Origin of the sequence: Allokutzneria oryzae, from assembly GCF_042429765.1 — a bacterium.
Lineage (GTDB): Bacteria > Actinomycetota > Actinomycetes > Mycobacteriales > Pseudonocardiaceae > Allokutzneria > Allokutzneria oryzae.
Genome location: NZ_JBHLZU010000006.1, coordinates 201,404 through 217,136 on the forward strand (window position 1 = coordinate 201,404; position 15,733 = coordinate 217,136).

Below are 15,733 nucleotides of genomic sequence, written 5' to 3' on the forward strand. Positions count from 1 at the left end.
GCGGTGAGGTGTCGGGGGGCGGTGAGGTGTCGGGGGGCGGTGAGGTGTCGGGGGCGGTGAGGGTGCCGGGGGGCGGTGAGGGTGTCACGGTGTGCGGGACGCCGGGTTAGAAGTCCGCTTCCTGCCAGGTGACGCAGGTGGGTCTGGCCTGCGTCTCGAAGAACTCGGCGAGCGCGTGCGCGAGTTTGATCAAGCTGATCTCGCAGTGCGCTGGGAACTCCAGGTCGGCGTAGACCAGCTCGTCGGCGGAGGCCGGGGTCGGCCCCCTGCTGTACCAGGCGCCGGTCTCGTCGGTGTAGTAGAGGGCGGCGCGGCCGTTGCGCACCCCGAAGATCACTTCACGCTCGGACGGGTCGCGGTCGTCGACCGGGCGGTGCCGGTGCCGGATGATCGCGCCGTGCCTGCCGACCTCGGGCAGCCGACCGGCGAGCATCCGGTCGAACAGCGAGCTGTTGATCCGCTCCAGGTGCTCCAGCCACTTGCCGTTGACCTGGCTGCGGTAGCAGACGTCCACCCCCATAGTGCGACGGACCTCCTGCTCACCCGGCCGAGTTGATCTTGAAGCTCGTCCGCATGATCCCGCTCGCGCGGTGTTCTGTCTCCCCTCGACCAGTCCACTTTCCCCGTGGCGGCCGCAGTGGACTGCTCAGACGCGGGAAGCGGCTCAGAAGGGCCAGCCGAGCACCGGCAGGCCGATCGCGGAGTCCACCGCCAGCGCCACGAACACCAGCATCAGGTAGGTGTTGGACATGTGGAACAGGCGCATCGGGTTGGCCTTCTCGCCGCGCCGGACCTGGCCGTGCAGCCGGTGGGTCAGCACCGCGAACCACACGCCCGCCACCAGTGCCGATGCCAGGTACAGCCAGCCAGCCGCGGGGACCAGCAGCAGGGACCAGCCGACCATGAGCCAGGTGAAGATCACGATCTGCCGGGTGACGTAGGCGGGCTCGGCGACGGCGGGCAGCATCGGCACGCCCGCGGCCTTGTAGTCGTCGCTGAACTTCATCGCCAGCGCCCAGGTGTGCGGCGGTGTCCAGAAGAAGATCACGCCGAACATCACGAACGCGGGCCACTCCACGGTGCCGGTCACCGCGGCCCAGCCGATCACCACGGGCATGCAGCCCGCCGCGCCGCCCCAGATGATGTTCTGCGCCGTCCGCCGCTTGAGGACCAAGGTGTAGACAAAGACGTAGAACAGGATCGTCGCGACCGCGAGCACCGCCGAGAGCAGGTTGGTCGTCGCGAGGAACCAGCAGAAGGACCCCGCGCCCATCAGCACGCCGAAGATCAGCGCGTTGCGCCGGGGCACCGAGTGGGTGGCCAGCGGGCGGGCCTTGGTGCGCTTCATGACCGCGTCGATGTCGGCGTCGGCGACGCAGTTGAGCGCGTTGGCGCTGCCCGCAGCCATGATCCCGCCGACCAGGGTGGTGAGCACCAGCAGCGGGGACGGCAGACCCCGTTGTGCCAGCAACATCGCGGGAATCGTGGTCACCAGCAGCAGCTCGATCACGCGCGGCTTGGTGAGGGCGACATAGGCCCGGACACTGGTCTTCCAGTCCGGCCGCGGGTGGTGGCTCCGGGCCGACGCGTCAGCGGTGATGCTCATCGCGTCCCCTCCGCAACGGTCACCGGCGGCATGGGGCTCCTCTGTCGATCGCGGTCAGTTCAGTGCCCAGCACCGTGATGACCATGGCTGGTTTCGACCCGGGGAACGTGGGTCACCCAAATGGTAGGCACGCTACAGAAGCGACGCGCGCGGGGGGTCGTGTGACGTGCCTTAAGCGACGCTCTCCCAGTGCCCCCACTAGGCTGATCGGTGGACGAGGAGAACGTGGGTCACCGCGGGCGGCAGCGCTCGGCGGAATCGGTCGAGTTCACCCGTTGGTGGCGGCTGCTGGTGATCGTCGTGCTCTCCTCGCGCGCGACCTTGAGGAACCTTGAGCGAAAGTGGGACAGCGTCCGTGTCCGTGAACTCCGACCTCACCGGTCTGACCACCCCCAACCTGCCAGAGGACTGGACCGAGCTGGACCGGCGCGCGGTCGACACCGCGCGCGTTCTCGCGGCGGACGCCGTGCAGAAGGTCGGCAACGGTCACCCAGGCACCGCGATGAGCCTCGCCCCCACCGCCTACACGCTGTTCCAGCGGGTCATGCGGCACGACCCCGCGGACGCCGACTGGCCGGGCAGGGACCGCTTCGTGCTCTCGTGCGGGCACACCAGTCTCACCCTCTACACCCAGCTCTTCCTCTCCGGCTACGGCCTGGAGCTCGACGACCTGAAGGCGCTGCGCACCTGGGGCTCGCTGACCCCCGGCCACCCGGAGCACCGGCACACCCCGGGCGTGGAGATCACCACCGGCCCGCTGGGCCAGGGCCTGGCCTCCGCGGTCGGCATGGCGATGGCCGCCCGCCGCGAGCGCGGCCTGTTCGACCCGGACGCCGCCCCCGGCGAGAGCCCCTTCGACCACCACATCTACGTCGTGGCCTCCGACGGTGACATCGAGGAGGGCGTGACCTCCGAGGCGTCCTCGATCGCCGGGCACCAGCAGCTGGGCAACCTCACCCTGATCTACGACGACAACAAGATCAGCATCGAGGACGACACCGCGATCGCGCTCAGCGAGGACGTGGCCAAGCGCTACGAGGCCTACGGCTGGCACGTCCAGCACGTCGAGGGCGGCGAGAACGTCAAGGACCTGCTCGCCGCGCTGGAGGCCGCGAAGGCCGAGACCACCCGTCCGTCGCTGATCGTGCTGCGCACGGTCATCGGCTTCCCCGCGCCGAACAAGATGAACACCGGCAAGATCCACGGCTCCGCGCTGGGCGCCGAGGAGGTCGCCGAGGTCAAGAAGGCGCTGGGCTTCGACCCGGAGCAGAGCTTCGAGGTCGCGCCCGAGGTGCTGGCGCACGCCCGCGAGGTGGTCAAGCGGGGCGAGGCGGCCCGTGGCGAGTGGCAGAAGTCCTTCGACGCGTGGGCGCAGGCCAACCCGGAGCGCAAGGCGCTCTACGACCGCCTGGTCGCCAAGAAGCTGCCCGAGGGCTGGGCCGACGAGCTGCCCGTCTGGGAGCCCGACGCGAAGGGCCTGGCCACCCGCAAGGCCTCCGGCGAGGTGCTCTCCGCCGTCGCCGACGTGCTGCCTGAGCTGTGGGGCGGCTCGGCCGACCTGGCCGAGAGCAACAACACCACGATGAAGGGCGCGGACTCCTTCGGCCCGGAGTCGATCTCCACCAGCGAGTGGACCGCGCACCCCCACGGCCGCACGCTGCACTTCGGTGTCCGCGAGCACGCGATGGGCTCGATCCTCAACGGCATCGCGCTGCACGGCCCGACCCGCCCGTACGGCGGCACCTTCCTCGTCTTCAGCGACTACATGCGCCCCGCGGTGCGCCTGGCCGCGGTGATGAAGTCGCCGGTCGTCTACGTGTGGACGCACGACTCGATCGGTCTCGGCGAGGACGGCCCGACGCACCAGCCGATCGAGCACCTCGCGGCGCTGCGCGCGATCCCCGGCCTGGCGGTCGCCCGCCCCGGTGACGCCAACGAGACCGCCGCGGTGTGGAAGAAGGTGCTGGAGACCCAGGACGGTCCGACCGGCATCGCGCTGACCCGCCAGAACGTGCCGACGCTCGAAGGCACCTCCGCCGAGGGCGTCGCCAAGGGCGGCTATGTCCTGGTGGACGCCAAGAACGACGCCGGCACCCCGGACGTGGTCCTCATCGGCACCGGCTCGGAGCTGCAGATCGCCGTCGCCGCCGGGAAGATCCTGGCGGAGCAGGGCGTTGCGGCTCGTGTGGTGTCCATGCCGTGCGTCGAGTGGTTCGAGGCGCAGGACCAGTCCTACAAGGACTCCGTGCTCCCGCCCGCCGTCAAGGCCCGTGTCGTGGTCGAGGCGGGCATCGCGCAGCCGTGGTACCGCTACGCGGGCGACGCGGGCGAGATCGTCTCGATCGAGCACTTCGGCGCGTCGGCCGACTACCAGACCCTCTTCCGCGAGTTCGGCTTCACCGACACCGCAGTCGTCGAGGCCGCCAAGCGCAGCATTGGAGCGACGAAGTGAGCAACCCCAACCTGATCGCGCTGAGCGGGGCCGGTGTCTCGGTCTGGCTGGACGACCTCTCCCGTGAGCGACTGGAGTCGGGCAACCTCGTCCAGCTGATCAACGAGCTGTCCGTGGTCGGCGTGACCACCAACCCGACGATCTTCGCGGGCGCGCTGTCCAAGGGCTCCGCCTACGACGAGCAGGTCGCCGAGCTGGCCGAGCGCGGCGCGAGCGTTGACCAGGCCGTCCGGGAGATCACCACCGCCGACGTGCGGCACGCCTGCGACGTCTTCCGCGCGACGTGGGAGGCCTCCGGCGGCGTGGACGGCCGGGTCTCCCTTGAGGTCGACCCCCGCCTGGCGCACGACACCGACGCCACGGCCGCCGAGGCGCAGGAGCTGTGGAAGGCGGTGGACCGGCCGAACCTGATGGTGAAGATCCCGGCCACCGTCGAGGGCCTGCCCGCGATCACCCGCACCCTGGCCGAGGGCATCAGCGTGAACGTGACGCTGATCTTCTCCGTCGAGCGCTACCGCGCGGTGATGGACGCCTTCCTGGAGGGCCTTGAGCTGGCCAAGGCCAACGGGCACGACCTGTCCACGATCGCCTCCGTCGCCTCGTTCTTCGTCTCCCGTGTGGACAGCGAGATCGACAAGCGGATCGGCGCGCTGGGCACCCCGGAGGCGGAGGCGCTGCGCGGCCAGGCCGCCATCGCCAACGCGCGGCTGGCCTTCGGCGCCTACGAGGACGTCTTCACCTCGCCGCGCTGGACCGCGCTGGCCGAGGCGGGCGCGCTGCCGCAGCGGCCGCTGTGGGCCTCCACCGGCGTGAAGGACCCGGCCTACTCCGACACCCGCTACGTCGACGAGCTGGTCGCGCCGGGTGTGGTCAACACGATGCCGGAGAAGACCCTGCACGCGGTCGCCGACCACGGCAAGATCACCGGCGACACCGTCACCGGCACCGCCGAGTCGGCCCAGGAGGTCTTCGACGCCCTGGCCGACGCGGGCATCGACCTCGACGACGTCTTCGCGGTCCTGGAGACCGAGGGCGTCGACAAGTTCGAGAAGTCCTGGGCCGAGCTGCTGGAGACGGTGACCGACCAACTCGGCCGAGCGAAGGGTTGAGATGACTGACATTTCGGTCACACTCGTCCACAGTGGACTGGCGGCCGAGGCCGCCCCGCTGGTGGACAGGCTGGTCGCCGACCAGTTCGCGAGCAAGCTGACCGCGCGGGACGCCACGCTGTGGGGTCCCGCCGCCGAGTCCGAGGCGTCCATCCGGCTGTCCTGGACCACGCTGCACGAGACCTCCCGCCCGCTGCTCGCGGAGATCGACGCCCTGCGCGCCGAACTGCACGCCGAGGGCGTGGACCGGGTCGTGCTCGCGGGCATGGGCGGTTCCTCGCTGGCGCCGGAGGTGATCTGCGCGACCGCGGGCGTCAACCTGGTCGTGCTGGACACCACCGACCCCGCGCAGGTCGCCGACGCGCTGGCGGGCGACCTGGAGCGCACCGTGCTCGTGGTGTCCTCGAAGTCCGGCGGCACGGTCGAGACCGACAGCCACCGCCGCGTCTTCGAGAAGGCGTTCCGGGACTCCGGCATCGACGCCGCCTCGCGCATCGTCGTGGTCACCGACCCGGGCTCGCCGCTGGCGAAGGCCTCGGCGGAGGCGGGCTACCGCAAGGTGTTCCTCGCCGACCCGCACGTGGGTGGCCGCTACTCGGCGCTGACCGCCTTCGGCCTGGTGCCGAGCGGTCTCGCCGGTGCGGACATCGCGACGCTGCTCGACGACGCGGCCGCCGCGGCCCCGGCCCTGGCCGCCGACTCCGCCGAGAACCCGGCGCTGCTGCTGGCCGCCGCCTTCTCCGCCGCGCACGCGCGGGGCGCGGAGAAGGTCGTCATCGCCGACTCCGGCTCGGGGATCAAGGGCTTCGCCGACTGGGCGGAGCAGCTGATCGCCGAGTCCACCGGCAAGGAGGGCACCGGCCTGCTGCCGGTGGCGGTCGAGGGCATCGACTCCCCCGGCTTCGCCGACGCCGGTGAGGACGCCACCCCGGTGAGCGTCGGCGGCGCGGCGGGCGCGGCCCAGATCGCGGTCGCGGGCCCGCTCGGCGGCCAGTTCCTGTTGTGGGAGTACGCGACCGCCGCGGCGGGCAGGCTGCTCGGGATCAACCCGTTCGACCAGCCCGACGTGGAGGCGGCGAAGAAGGCGGCGCGCGCGCTGCTGGACGCCCCCGCGGACGACACCACCGCGGCACCGGCCATTTCGGACGGTCCGATCGACGTCTACGCCTCCGGGCTCGCCGGTGAGGCCGCGGGCTGGGCGGACAGGCTGTTCTCCCCGGAGACCACCACGGTCGGCGAGGCGCTGAAGGCGCTCGTCGCCGCGGCCCCGGAGCACGGCTACCTCTCCATCCAGGCGTACCTCGACCGGCTCGACGACGCCTCGGCCGCGGTGCTGCGCAAGGAGTTCGCGCGGCGCACCGGGCTCCAGACCACCTTCGGCTGGGGTCCCCGGTTCCTGCACTCCACGGGCCAGTACCACAAGGGCGGTCACCAGAACGGCGTGTTCCTGCAGATCACCGGCTTCTCGCCGGAGGACCTGGAGGTGCCGGACCGCCCGTACACCCTGGACGTGCTGCAGAAGGCTCAGGCGCTGGGCGACGGGCAGGTGCTCGCCGAGCACGGGCGTCCGGTGCTGCGCCTGCACCTCACTGACCGGGCAGAGGGCCTGGTCCACCTGGTGAAGGCGGTGCAGGACTCCCTGTGAGCACGAAGAGCGTGCGCAACCCGCTGCGCGACGAGCGGGACAAGAGACTGCCCAGGATCGCCGGGCCGTGCGGCCTGGTGATCTTCGGCGTGACCGGTGACCTCAGCCGCAAGAAGCTGATGCCCGCGATCTACGACCTGGCCAACCGCGGGCTGCTGCCGCCGGGCTTCGCGCTCGTCGGCTTCGCCCGCAGGGAGTGGGCCGACCAGGACTTCGAGCAGGTGGTGTACGAGGCGGTCAAGAAGCACGCCCGCACGCCCTTCCGGCAGGAGGTCTGGGACCGGCTGGCCGAGGGCTGCCGCTTCGTGCAGGGCAGCTTCGACGACGACGTGGCCTTCGACAACCTGGTCGAGACGATCAACGACCTCGACCGGGTCCGAGGCACCGGCGGCAACCACGCGTTCTACCTGTCCATCCCGCCGGGGGCCTTCCCGGCGGTCTGCCGCCAGCTGGCCCGCTCCGGGCTCTCGGCGCAGACCCCGGACCAGTGGCGCCGCGTGGTCATCGAGAAGCCGTTCGGCCACGACCTGTCCAGCGCGCGTGAGCTGAACAAGGTCGTCAACGAGGTCTTCCCCGAGGAGTCGGTGTTCCGCATCGACCACTACCTCGGCAAGGAGACGGTGCAGAACATCCTGGCGCTGCGCTTCGCCAACCAGCTGTTCGAGCCGATCTGGAACTCCAACTACGTCGACCACGTGCAGATCACCATGGCCGAGGACATCGGCCTCGGTGGCCGGGCCGGGTACTACGACGGCATCGGCGCCGCGCGGGACGTCATCCAGAACCACCTGCTCCAGCTGCTGGCGCTGACCGCGATGGAGGAGCCGGTCTCCTTCGAGCCCGCGGCGCTGCGGGCGGAGAAGGTCAAGGTGCTCTCGGCGACGCGCCCCGCGCAGCCGCTGGACGAGACCACCGCCCGCGGGCAGTACGCCGGCGGGTGGCAGGGCGGCCAGAAGGTGCCCGGTCTTGTGGAGGAGGCGGGCTTCGCGCCGGACTCCACCACCGAGACCTTCGCCGCGGTGGAGCTGGAGGTCAACACCCGCCGCTGGGCCGGGGTGCCGTTCTACCTGCGCACCGGCAAGCGGCTGGGCCGCCGCGTCACCGAGATCGCGGTGGTGTTCAAGCGCGCCCCGCACCTGCCGTTCGACTCCACGGCGACCGAGGAGCTCGGCGAGAACGCCCTGGTGATCCGGGTCCAGCCCGACGAGGGCATCACGCTGCGGTTCGGCTCGAAGGTGCCGGGCACCGCGATGCAGATCCGCGACGTGACCATGGACTTCGGCTACGGCCACGCGTTCACCGAGTCCTCCCCGGAGGCCTACGAGCGGCTGCTGCTGGACGTGCTGCTCGGCGAGCCCTCGCTGTTCCCGATGAACGACGAGGTCGAGCTGTCCTGGAAGATCCTCGACCCGGTGCTCAAGCACTGGGCCGCCAAGGGCAGTCCGGAGGAGTACAAGTCGGGCACGTGGGGTCCGCCGTCGGCGGACGCGATGATGGCCCGCTCCGGCAGGCACTGGAGGCGCCCGTGATCATCGACCTGCCATCGACCACGACCTCCCAGGTCAACAAGAAGCTGGTCGACCTGCGCGAACAGGGCGGGGCCGTGGCGCTGGGCCGGGTGCTCACCCTGGTCATCGTCACCGACGACGGCGCCCGCACCGAGGAGGCCATCGACGCGGCCAACGACGCCAGCCGCGAGCACCCGTGCCGGGTGATCGTGCTGGCCCGCGGCGCCCGCAAGGCGGCGGCGCGGCTGGACGCCCAGGTCCGGGTCGGCGGGGACGCCGGCGCGAGCGAGGTGGTCGTGCTGCGGCTGTACGGGCCGCTGGCCGACGAGGGCGCGAGCTGTGTCATCCCGCTGCTGCTGCCGGACGCCCCGGTGGTCGCGTGGTGGCCGTTCGAGGCGCCGGAGAACCCCTCCCAGGACCCGATCGGCCAGCTCGCCCAGCGCCGGATCACCGACGCCGCGGCGGAGCGCAACCCGATCAAGGCGCTGGAGCAGCGCCGCCAGTCCTATGTGGACGGTGACACCGACCTGGCGTGGACCCGGCTCACCTCGTGGCGGGCCCTGCTGGCCGCCGCGCTGGACCTGCCGCCCTACGAGAAGGTCACCGCGGCGACCGTCTCCGGCGAGGCCGACTCACCGTCGACGGACCTGCTGGCGGCGTGGCTGTCCGCGCGGCTGCGGATCCCGGTGACCCGCAGCAAGGCCGCCTCGGGCCAGGGCATCGTCTCGGCGGTGCTGGAGCGGCGCTCCGGCACCGTGGAGCTGGTCCGGCCGGACGGCAAGGTCGGCACGCTCTACCAGCCGGGCCAGCCCGACCGCCGGGTGGCGCTGCAGCGCCGCGAGGTGCGGGACTGCCTGGCGGAGGAGCTGCGCCGCCTGGACCCGGACGAGATCTACGAGGAGACCCTCCGCGGTCTGTCCAAGGTGACCCGGGGCCGCGCGGCGCCGAAGAAGCCGGCCAGGCCCTCGGCCGCCGCCAAGCCGAAGGCGACGAAGAAGGCGGAGGCCCCGGCGGCCGCCTCGGAGCAGCCCGAGGCGGAGGCGCAGAAGCCCGCGCCGAAGCCGAAGAAGGCCAAGCCCGCCAAGGCGAAGGCGAAGAAGTAAGCGAAAGGGGGCGTCCACCGCGGTGGACGCCCCCTTTTTCTTTGCGCGGAGATTGTCCTCCTTGTGGGACAAGTTGTCGCCGTGGCGCAAACTCACACCATTCCCTCCCCTACGGATAAGCGCGTCGGCGACCTGGATGTGCGTGCGCCGGTTCATCACCTCAACTCGAACAGGTTGAGCGTGGCCGAGTCGGACTCGGTCGAACTGGGGCGCAGGCACCGCTCCTTCGCGCGGCTCCCGGGTCACCGCGCTCATCCCCATCGCGATCCTCTTCCGAGATCCCGCTCGAAGCGAGCAAGCAGCAGAGGCCCCCGGTTGCCGATCTATCGCCAGTTCATGGGACATCGTGACGGCCGCAGACCGAGCGCCGGGCGGCGCCCCTTCCGTCCACCACGACGCCAGCCACCCCGTCCGCGAGCACACCCCGCGCGGCTCATCTTTCCGGGTTGCCGCTGGTCGCGATCACGCACACCCACTCCAGATGCCGACTCGGCGACGTCGGCGTCGCACGGGGACTCCCCCGCGCTTGACGCGACCACTCCGCACACGACACGTCGTCAGGTCAGCTGGACATCCAATCCTCTCGTGCCCCTACGATCGCGCTCGCTGTTTCGCTGCCACCATTCGCGCCCACAGCACCAGAATGCGGAGGAATTTCATGAAGAAGTTCTTGGCCAGCGCCTTGGCGGGTTTCACAGTGGTCGCCGTGATGGGAGTCGCGGACACCGCCAGCGCGGCACCGTCGCCCTGCACGGTCACCCGGGCCTCGGGCCAGAAAGCCGCCTTCTCCACCTGCCAGGACGGTTATCGCCACTATGTCGTGATCGAATGCCAGAAGGGCGGACGATGGACCGGTCCGGTCGCCTACGGCCGCCAGGAGTCGTACGCGCGATGCAGTGACGCGACCGGGGACTGGCTTATCAGCGCCAACGTGTCCTACTGGTGACGATCCCGGCAAACGATCTTCGACTTCAGCTGAACAGCATTGCGGCACCGGGGTTTTCGCCAGCCTTGTAGCAGTGCGCTCGTCCAGGTTCCGAAACGCGATGGCCGGCGAGGTTGAGACTCGGACGGGACGCAGCAGCCGCTGCTGTCGCTGGTGCGGCAGTGGCACAGAATCCCCGCCGTTCTCCGAGCGAGTCGAACGGCTGGACGCTGCTGCTCCTCGACAAGGGGGACCGAACGGAGGGGTTTGCCGCCGTTCGAGGCCGTTGCGGCGGGGGTTTGGTGGTCTCGGAAACTGCCGAACGTGGGCGGGCGGAGGAGTGTTTACTGGCGGGGTGTCGTCTCCGTTCGTGATGTGGCCGTGGCGCGCGTTGTGCTACCTGTGCAGCACGTTGCCGGTCGCGGTGGTGTGGCTGCTGAGCCTGTTGCCGCTGGGCCCGTTCGCGGGGGTCCCGTTGCGCGCGGTGGAGCGCAGGAGGCTGCGCCTGTTCGACCCGACGGTGACGCCGGAGCCACGGGCCCGCCACACGCTGCGGGAGCTGGTCGCGGCGAGGTCGACCTGGGTGGCGTTGCTGTACGGGCTGGTGCTGCTGCCGTTGGGCACGATCGACCTGACGCTGGCGGTGCTGTGCGTGGCGGTGCCGCTGACGATGCTGGGCTTGCCGCTGTGGAAGCAGTTCGGCGCGGAGTTGGACGCGGTGGCGGGCATCGACACGACGACGGTCATGGGCACGCTGCTGGTGGTGCTGTTCGGAGCGCTGTCCTGCGTGGTGGGCGCGGCGCTGGTATCGGCGGCGGCCTGGGGCCGGGCGGCGTTCGCGCGGGCGGTGCTGGTGGGGCCGAGGGAACGCGAACTGGGCGAACAGCTCGTGCGGTTGCGGTCGTCGCGGCTGCGGTTGGTAGACGCCTTCGAGCTGGAGCGGCGGCGGATCGAGCGCGACCTGCACGACGGGGCGCAGCAGCGGTTGCTGTCGCTGATCATGACGCTGGGCCTGCTGCGCCTGGAGGTGCCGGAGCGCTCGCGCGGGCTCGCGGACAAGGCTCAGGACGAAGCGCGGGCGGCGCTGGAGGAGTTGCGTGAGCTGGTCAGGGGAATCCACCCGGCGGTGCTGACGGACTCGGGGCTCGTCGCGGCGCTGCACGAGCTGGGGGACCGCTGCCCGGTGCGGGTCGACGTGGTGGCCGACGCCGTCGACCGCCTGCCGGAGACGATCGAGTCCACGGCCTACTTCTGCGTGAGCGAGGCGTTGACCAACCTCGTGCGGCACAGCGGGGCGGACCGGGCGCGGGTCGAACTCCGCCAGCGCGGGAACAAGGTGCTGATCACGGTGTGGGACAACGGCAAGGGCGAGGCGAGCGAGCTGACCGCGATCGCCGACCGGTTGTCCACTGTAGACGGTGAGCTGGCGGTGCTGAGCCCGGCGGGCGGCCCGACGGAGCTGAGGATGCAGCTGCCGTGCGCGTGGTGATCGCCGAGGACTCGGTGCTGTTCCGGGAGGGCCTTGCCCACCTGCTCGGGCGGTTCGGGCACGAGGTGGTCGCGGCCGTGGGCGACGGGCCGAGCCTGGTCGACGCGGTGGACCGGCTGCGCCCGGACGTCTCGGTGGTGGACGTGCGGATGCCGCCCGGCTACGCCGAGGAGGGCCTGCGGGCCGCGCTCGACGTGCGCGAGCGGCATCCGGGCGCCGCGATGGTGGTGCTCTCGCAGTACGTCGCGCACCGCAGGGCGACGGAGCTGCTGGAGAGCGGAACGGCGGGCATCGGCTACCTGTTGAAGGACCGCGTCGGCGACGTGACCGAGTTCGTCGACTCGCTGCGCCGCGTCGCGGAGGGCGGGACCGTGATGGACCCCGAGGTCGTGAGCACCCTGTTGCGGCGGAAGCGGAACCAGCAGCCGCTGGACCGGCTCACCCCGCGCGAGCGGGAGGTGCTCGGCCAGCTCGCGCAGGGGCGGACGAACGCCGGGGCAGCGCGGGTGCTCTGCGTCAGCGACGCCGCCATCGCCAAGCACGTCAACAGCATCTTCGCCAAGCTCGGGCTCGAACAGACCCCGGACGACCACCGGCGGGTGCTCGCGGTCCTCGCCTACCTCCAGGGCTGATCGCGGACCGTCGTGCGCACCGCGATCCGCGCGGGGAGCAGGCCGCCGAGCACTCCGACCACCACCGCGGCGGCGCACACCACCAGGTACGGCCCGGGTGGGAAGGGCAGCCAGACGTCTCCGGTGAGCGCGTACCCGTAGCCGGCGAGCACCACGGCCGCGACCGCGCTCCCGGTCAGGACGCCGGTGATGACGGTGACGGCCACCTCGTAGCCGACCGCGCCGAGCACGTGCGCGGTTCTCGCCCCGGCAAGGCGAAGCAGGACGAACCCACGACGCCGGGATGCGGCGGACCCGGTCAGCACGGTGATCGCGGCAATGCCCGCGTAACCTGCGATGACCGCGACCACGGCGTAGAGAATCCAGTTGTCACCGCTGCTCTGCCGCGCCACGTCGGCGAGATGATCGCTGCGTGAAAAGACGTTCAGCCCGGTCAGCGCACCCGGCGCGTCGGTCCTGACGTAGATACCGCTGTCGAGCGGCTCCACCAGATGCGGCCGGACGACGTCGCGCGCGATCATCATCGACGCGAAGGCCACCGACCCGGACTCGTAGACCACCGCGACCCGCGCGCCGCGAGGCGTCCCGTCTGGCAGGAGGAACGAAACCCGTTGCCCCGCTTGCCATTGGTAGTCCTGGGCGATCGCCTGCGAGACCGCGATCGAGTCACCGTCGAAGTCCTTCCAGTCGCCCGAGCGCGCGGGCAGGTCGAACATCAGCGGCATGGCGGCCGGGTCGACACCGAGCGCGTCCACTACGGTGCGCGGAGCATCTCCGTCCAAGGGCAGCAGACCCGTGGAGACGGTGGCGGACGCGGCGCGCACACCGGGCGTCCTCCGGACCTGCTCCACCACGGAACCCGGTAGCCCCAGGTGTTCCACGCCGCTGACGACGAAGTCGGCGGTGAGCCGCTGGTCGTACGCGCGGGACTTCGCCTCGGAGGTCGCCGCGTCCTGGAACAGGATCAGGCACGCGAATGCCACCATGAGCGTCAACGGCGTAGCGACACCGACGGAGCGCTTGAGATCACCACGAATCTCCCGGTCACCGAAGTACGCCGAGAACACCTTTCCACGCAAGGGAGAGAGCACCACGAGGACGCCGCTGACGATCTTGTGACCGAACAGAACGGCGGCCAGCAGGAGGCTCGGGGCGGCGAGGAACATCAACACGGGAGCCGACCGAGTGGCCATGGTCCCACCCGCGTTGCCCACGACAACGCCGCTGATCAGACAGCCCGCCGCGAACACGAGGTTCACCGCGCCCCACACCAGCCGTCGTCGCGGCGGCGCCGCGGGCTGGACGTCGGCGGTGCGCATCGCCTCGCCCGGCGGGACACGAGCGGCGCGCCACGCGGGCAGCACTCCGGCAGCGACGGCCGCGACCACCGCGACCCCAGCACCGACGACGTACGGCTCAACGCCAACGACAATGCCGATGTGACCGGGCAACATCCCTTGCGCGACAAAGAATCCGAGCGCTAGGTCAGCGAGCCCGACACCCACCGCGCCGCCGACCGCGCCCGCCGCCAAGCCGAGGAACGCCGCCTCGCCGAGCACCAGGACCCGAACGCGCCCAGGGCTCGCTCCGACCGTGCGCAGCAACGCCAGCTCGCGCCTGCGCCGCATGACCGAGACGGACAGCGTGCTCGCGATGACGAAGACCGCGATCGTCAACGCCAGCAAGGAGATCGCGCCGAGGAACGTGCCCGCACCAGAGGCCAGCTCAGCCTGACCGGGATCGAGCACGAGCGCCTTGCTCTTCGCTTCCCCTTGCAGCACAACGGCTTCGGGCAGCACTTCACGGATGTGCTCGGCGGACGTGCCGGGGTCCACGCGGAGCAACGCCATGATCGGGTCGCCGCCCGTGCGCGCGGCGGCCGAGGCGGTGAAGAACAGGGCGTGCTCGTGCTCATTCCCCTGCCAGGAGCCGATTCCACTGACGCGGACCCGCTGTTCCCCCGACGCCGTCATGATCGTCACGGTGTCACCGACGCGCTTGCCGTCGATCCGGCTGAGCACGACCTCGTCGTCCGCGCGCGGCTCACGGCCCTCGGCGAGGGTGAACGGCTCGGCGAGCGCGGTGCTCCACGGGTGCCCCCAAGAGCGGTGCCGCGCGTCGCCGACGAGCTTTCCGCCCACTCCGACGACGTAGGCCGGAAACGGGATCTCGCCTGTCACAGAACGAACCCCGCGCGCTGATCGGAGCTTGTCGAGCTGCGAAGGCTTCAGCCGGGGTTGTTCCGGTAGCCGCAACGCGAGGCCGGAAGTCGTGCGCACCTCGTCGGAGAGCTTGACCACGAAGTCGGCGCCACGGAGGTTCCACGTGCTCAGCGCTCCCTCAGAGGCCACGTGCTCCACGGACTGCCCGACGATGAGCGCCGCCGCGGAAAGCGCGGAGCCCAGCAGTACCGCCACCACGGACGCGACCGCCGAGGTCCACCGCGCGCGCAGGCTCCGCCACGCCATGACGATCATCGCGACACCAGCCGGGCGAGAACTCCGTCGCTGGTCGGCGAGACCAGCTCGTCGGCGACCACCCCGTCCCGCAAGAACAACACACGGTCGGCGAACGCTGCGGCGAGCGGGTCGTGCGTCACCATGACCACGCTCTGCCCGGACTCGGAAACGGCCTGGCGGAAGAACTTCAGGACCTCGGCGCCCGTGCGGGAGTCGAGGTTGCCGGTGGGCTCGTCGGCGAAGACCAGCTCCGGCCGGTGCACCAGGGCCCGCGCCACAGCGACGCGTTGCTGCTGACCGCCGGACAGCTCGGCGGGCCGGTGGCTCATGCGGTCACGCAGCCCGAGCGCGTCGACGAGGGTGTCACGCCACTTCGGGTCCACGGCGGGACCGCCCAGTCGCGTACCGAGCACGATGTTCTCGGCCGCGGTGAGCGTCGGGATCAGGTTAAACGCCTGGAAGACGAACCCGAGGCGGTCCCGCCGCAGCTCGGTCAGCTCGCGCTCGGAGAGCCGCGTGATGTCGGTGCCCGCGATGAGCACGCGGCCCTCGTCGGGACGGTCGAGCCCGGCGAGGCACTGCACCAGGGTGGACTTGCCGGAGCCGGACGGCCCCATGATCGCGACGAACTCGCCGCGGTGGAAGGTCGCCGAGACCCCGCGCAACGCCGTGACCGCAGTCGGTCCGCCGCCGTAGGTCCTGCCGAGGCCGAGCGCTTCGGCCACTGGAACTGTCATGGCAGAAGTCCATCGCGATCACGCGCGGAACACAGTCACGCCAGCTGGAGAACCGGGGTAGTACCAGT

12 protein-coding genes are annotated in these 15,733 nt (G+C 71.0%); 8 read left to right on the plus strand and 4 right to left on the minus strand.

Annotated features, from left to right (window positions below; genetic code table 11):
* Positions 1–106 precede the first annotated feature (106 nt).
* Both ACFFQA_RS07655 and ACFFQA_RS07660 read right to left on the minus strand, forming a co-directional pair.
* Positions 107–520, minus strand: a complete 414-nt coding sequence (locus ACFFQA_RS07655) for an Imm1 family immunity protein (protein WP_377850967.1) — start codon at positions 518–520, stop codon at positions 107–109.
* 144 nt (positions 521–664) lie between these two features.
* Entirely contained in the window at positions 665–1,606 is a 942-nt protein-coding gene (locus ACFFQA_RS07660; RefSeq protein ID WP_377850968.1) for a heme o synthase, read from the minus strand.
* Between the two features lie 355 nt (positions 1,607–1,961).
* Here ACFFQA_RS07660 and tkt point away from each other — a divergent pair, with 355 nt between their 5' ends.
* The 8 genes from tkt (at position 1,962) to ACFFQA_RS07700 (ending at position 12,469) form a co-directional block, all read left to right on the plus strand.
* Positions 1,962–4,058, plus strand: a complete 2,097-nt coding sequence (gene tkt / locus ACFFQA_RS07665) for a transketolase (RefSeq protein ID WP_377850969.1) — start codon at positions 1,962–1,964, stop codon at positions 4,056–4,058.
* The gene (gene tal, locus ACFFQA_RS07670) at positions 4,055–5,167 is read left to right on the plus strand and encodes a transaldolase (protein WP_377850970.1); all 1,113 of its coding nucleotides are present in this window, start codon (positions 4,055–4,057) and stop codon (positions 5,165–5,167) included. Before tkt ends, tal begins: the two co-directional genes overlap by 4 nt.
* 1 nt (position 5,168) lies before the next feature.
* Positions 5,169–6,812 carry a phosphoglucose isomerase-related protein gene (locus tag ACFFQA_RS07675; RefSeq protein ID WP_377850971.1) on the plus strand — a complete coding sequence of 548 codons (1,644 nt, stop codon included), beginning with the start codon at positions 5,169–5,171 and terminating at the stop codon, positions 6,810–6,812.
* A complete protein-coding gene (gene zwf, locus ACFFQA_RS07680) occupies positions 6,809–8,341 on the plus strand; it encodes a glucose-6-phosphate dehydrogenase (RefSeq protein WP_377850972.1) in 1,533 nt (510 codons plus the stop codon). Before ACFFQA_RS07675 ends, zwf begins: the two co-directional genes overlap by 4 nt.
* Entirely contained in the window at positions 8,338–9,423 is a 1,086-nt protein-coding gene (gene opcA / locus ACFFQA_RS07685) for a glucose-6-phosphate dehydrogenase assembly protein OpcA (protein ID WP_377850973.1), read from the plus strand. Before zwf ends, opcA begins: the two co-directional genes overlap by 4 nt.
* A 658-nt stretch (positions 9,424–10,081) precedes the next feature.
* Complete coding sequence (locus ACFFQA_RS07690; RefSeq protein ID WP_377850974.1) at positions 10,082–10,369, plus strand: hypothetical protein; 288 nt, start codon at positions 10,082–10,084, stop codon at positions 10,367–10,369.
* Positions 10,370–10,703: 334 nt separating this feature from the next.
* On the plus strand, positions 10,704–11,837 hold the full coding sequence (locus ACFFQA_RS07695; protein WP_377850975.1) for a sensor histidine kinase: 1,134 nt from the start codon (positions 10,704–10,706) through the stop codon (positions 11,835–11,837).
* The gene (locus ACFFQA_RS07700; RefSeq protein WP_377850976.1) at positions 11,825–12,469 is read left to right on the plus strand and encodes a response regulator transcription factor; all 645 of its coding nucleotides are present in this window, start codon (positions 11,825–11,827) and stop codon (positions 12,467–12,469) included. The genes ACFFQA_RS07695 and ACFFQA_RS07700 overlap by 13 nt, the downstream gene beginning before the upstream one ends.
* On the opposite strand, the gene ACFFQA_RS07705 is transcribed toward ACFFQA_RS07700, so the two are convergent.
* Positions 12,454–14,946 (minus strand): FtsX-like permease family protein, encoded by a 2,493-nt coding sequence (locus tag ACFFQA_RS07705; RefSeq protein WP_377850977.1) that lies wholly within the window; start codon positions 14,944–14,946, stop codon positions 12,454–12,456. The two genes, ACFFQA_RS07700 and ACFFQA_RS07705, sit on opposite strands and share 16 nt — an antisense overlap.
* Positions 14,943–15,665, minus strand: coding sequence for an ABC transporter ATP-binding protein (locus tag ACFFQA_RS07710; RefSeq protein ID WP_377850978.1), 723 nt, complete (start codon positions 15,663–15,665; stop codon positions 14,943–14,945). The genes ACFFQA_RS07705 and ACFFQA_RS07710 overlap by 4 nt, the downstream gene beginning before the upstream one ends.
* Between the last annotated feature and the right edge of the window lie 68 nt (positions 15,666–15,733).

What these genes read in the sequence shown, in the direction of transcription:
- ACFFQA_RS07690 (WP_377850974.1), top strand. Translation starts at nt 10,082, where the DNA reads ATGAAGAAGTTCTTGGCCAGCGCCTTGGCGGGTTTCACAGTGGTCGCC.
- ACFFQA_RS07705 (WP_377850977.1), bottom strand. Translation starts at nt 14,946, where the DNA reads ATGATCGTCATGGCGTGGCGGAGCCTGCGCGCGCGGTGGACCTCGGCG.
- ACFFQA_RS07675 (WP_377850971.1), top strand. Translation starts at nt 5,169, where the DNA reads ATGACTGACATTTCGGTCACACTCGTCCACAGTGGACTGGCGGCCGAG.
- ACFFQA_RS07655 (WP_377850967.1), bottom strand. Translation starts at nt 520, where the DNA reads ATGGGGGTGGACGTCTGCTACCGCAGCCAGGTCAACGGCAAGTGGCTG.
- ACFFQA_RS07710 (WP_377850978.1), bottom strand. Translation starts at nt 15,665, where the DNA reads ATGACAGTTCCAGTGGCCGAAGCGCTCGGCCTCGGCAGGACCTACGGC.
- ACFFQA_RS07660 (WP_377850968.1), bottom strand. Translation starts at nt 1,606, where the DNA reads ATGAGCATCACCGCTGACGCGTCGGCCCGGAGCCACCACCCGCGGCCG.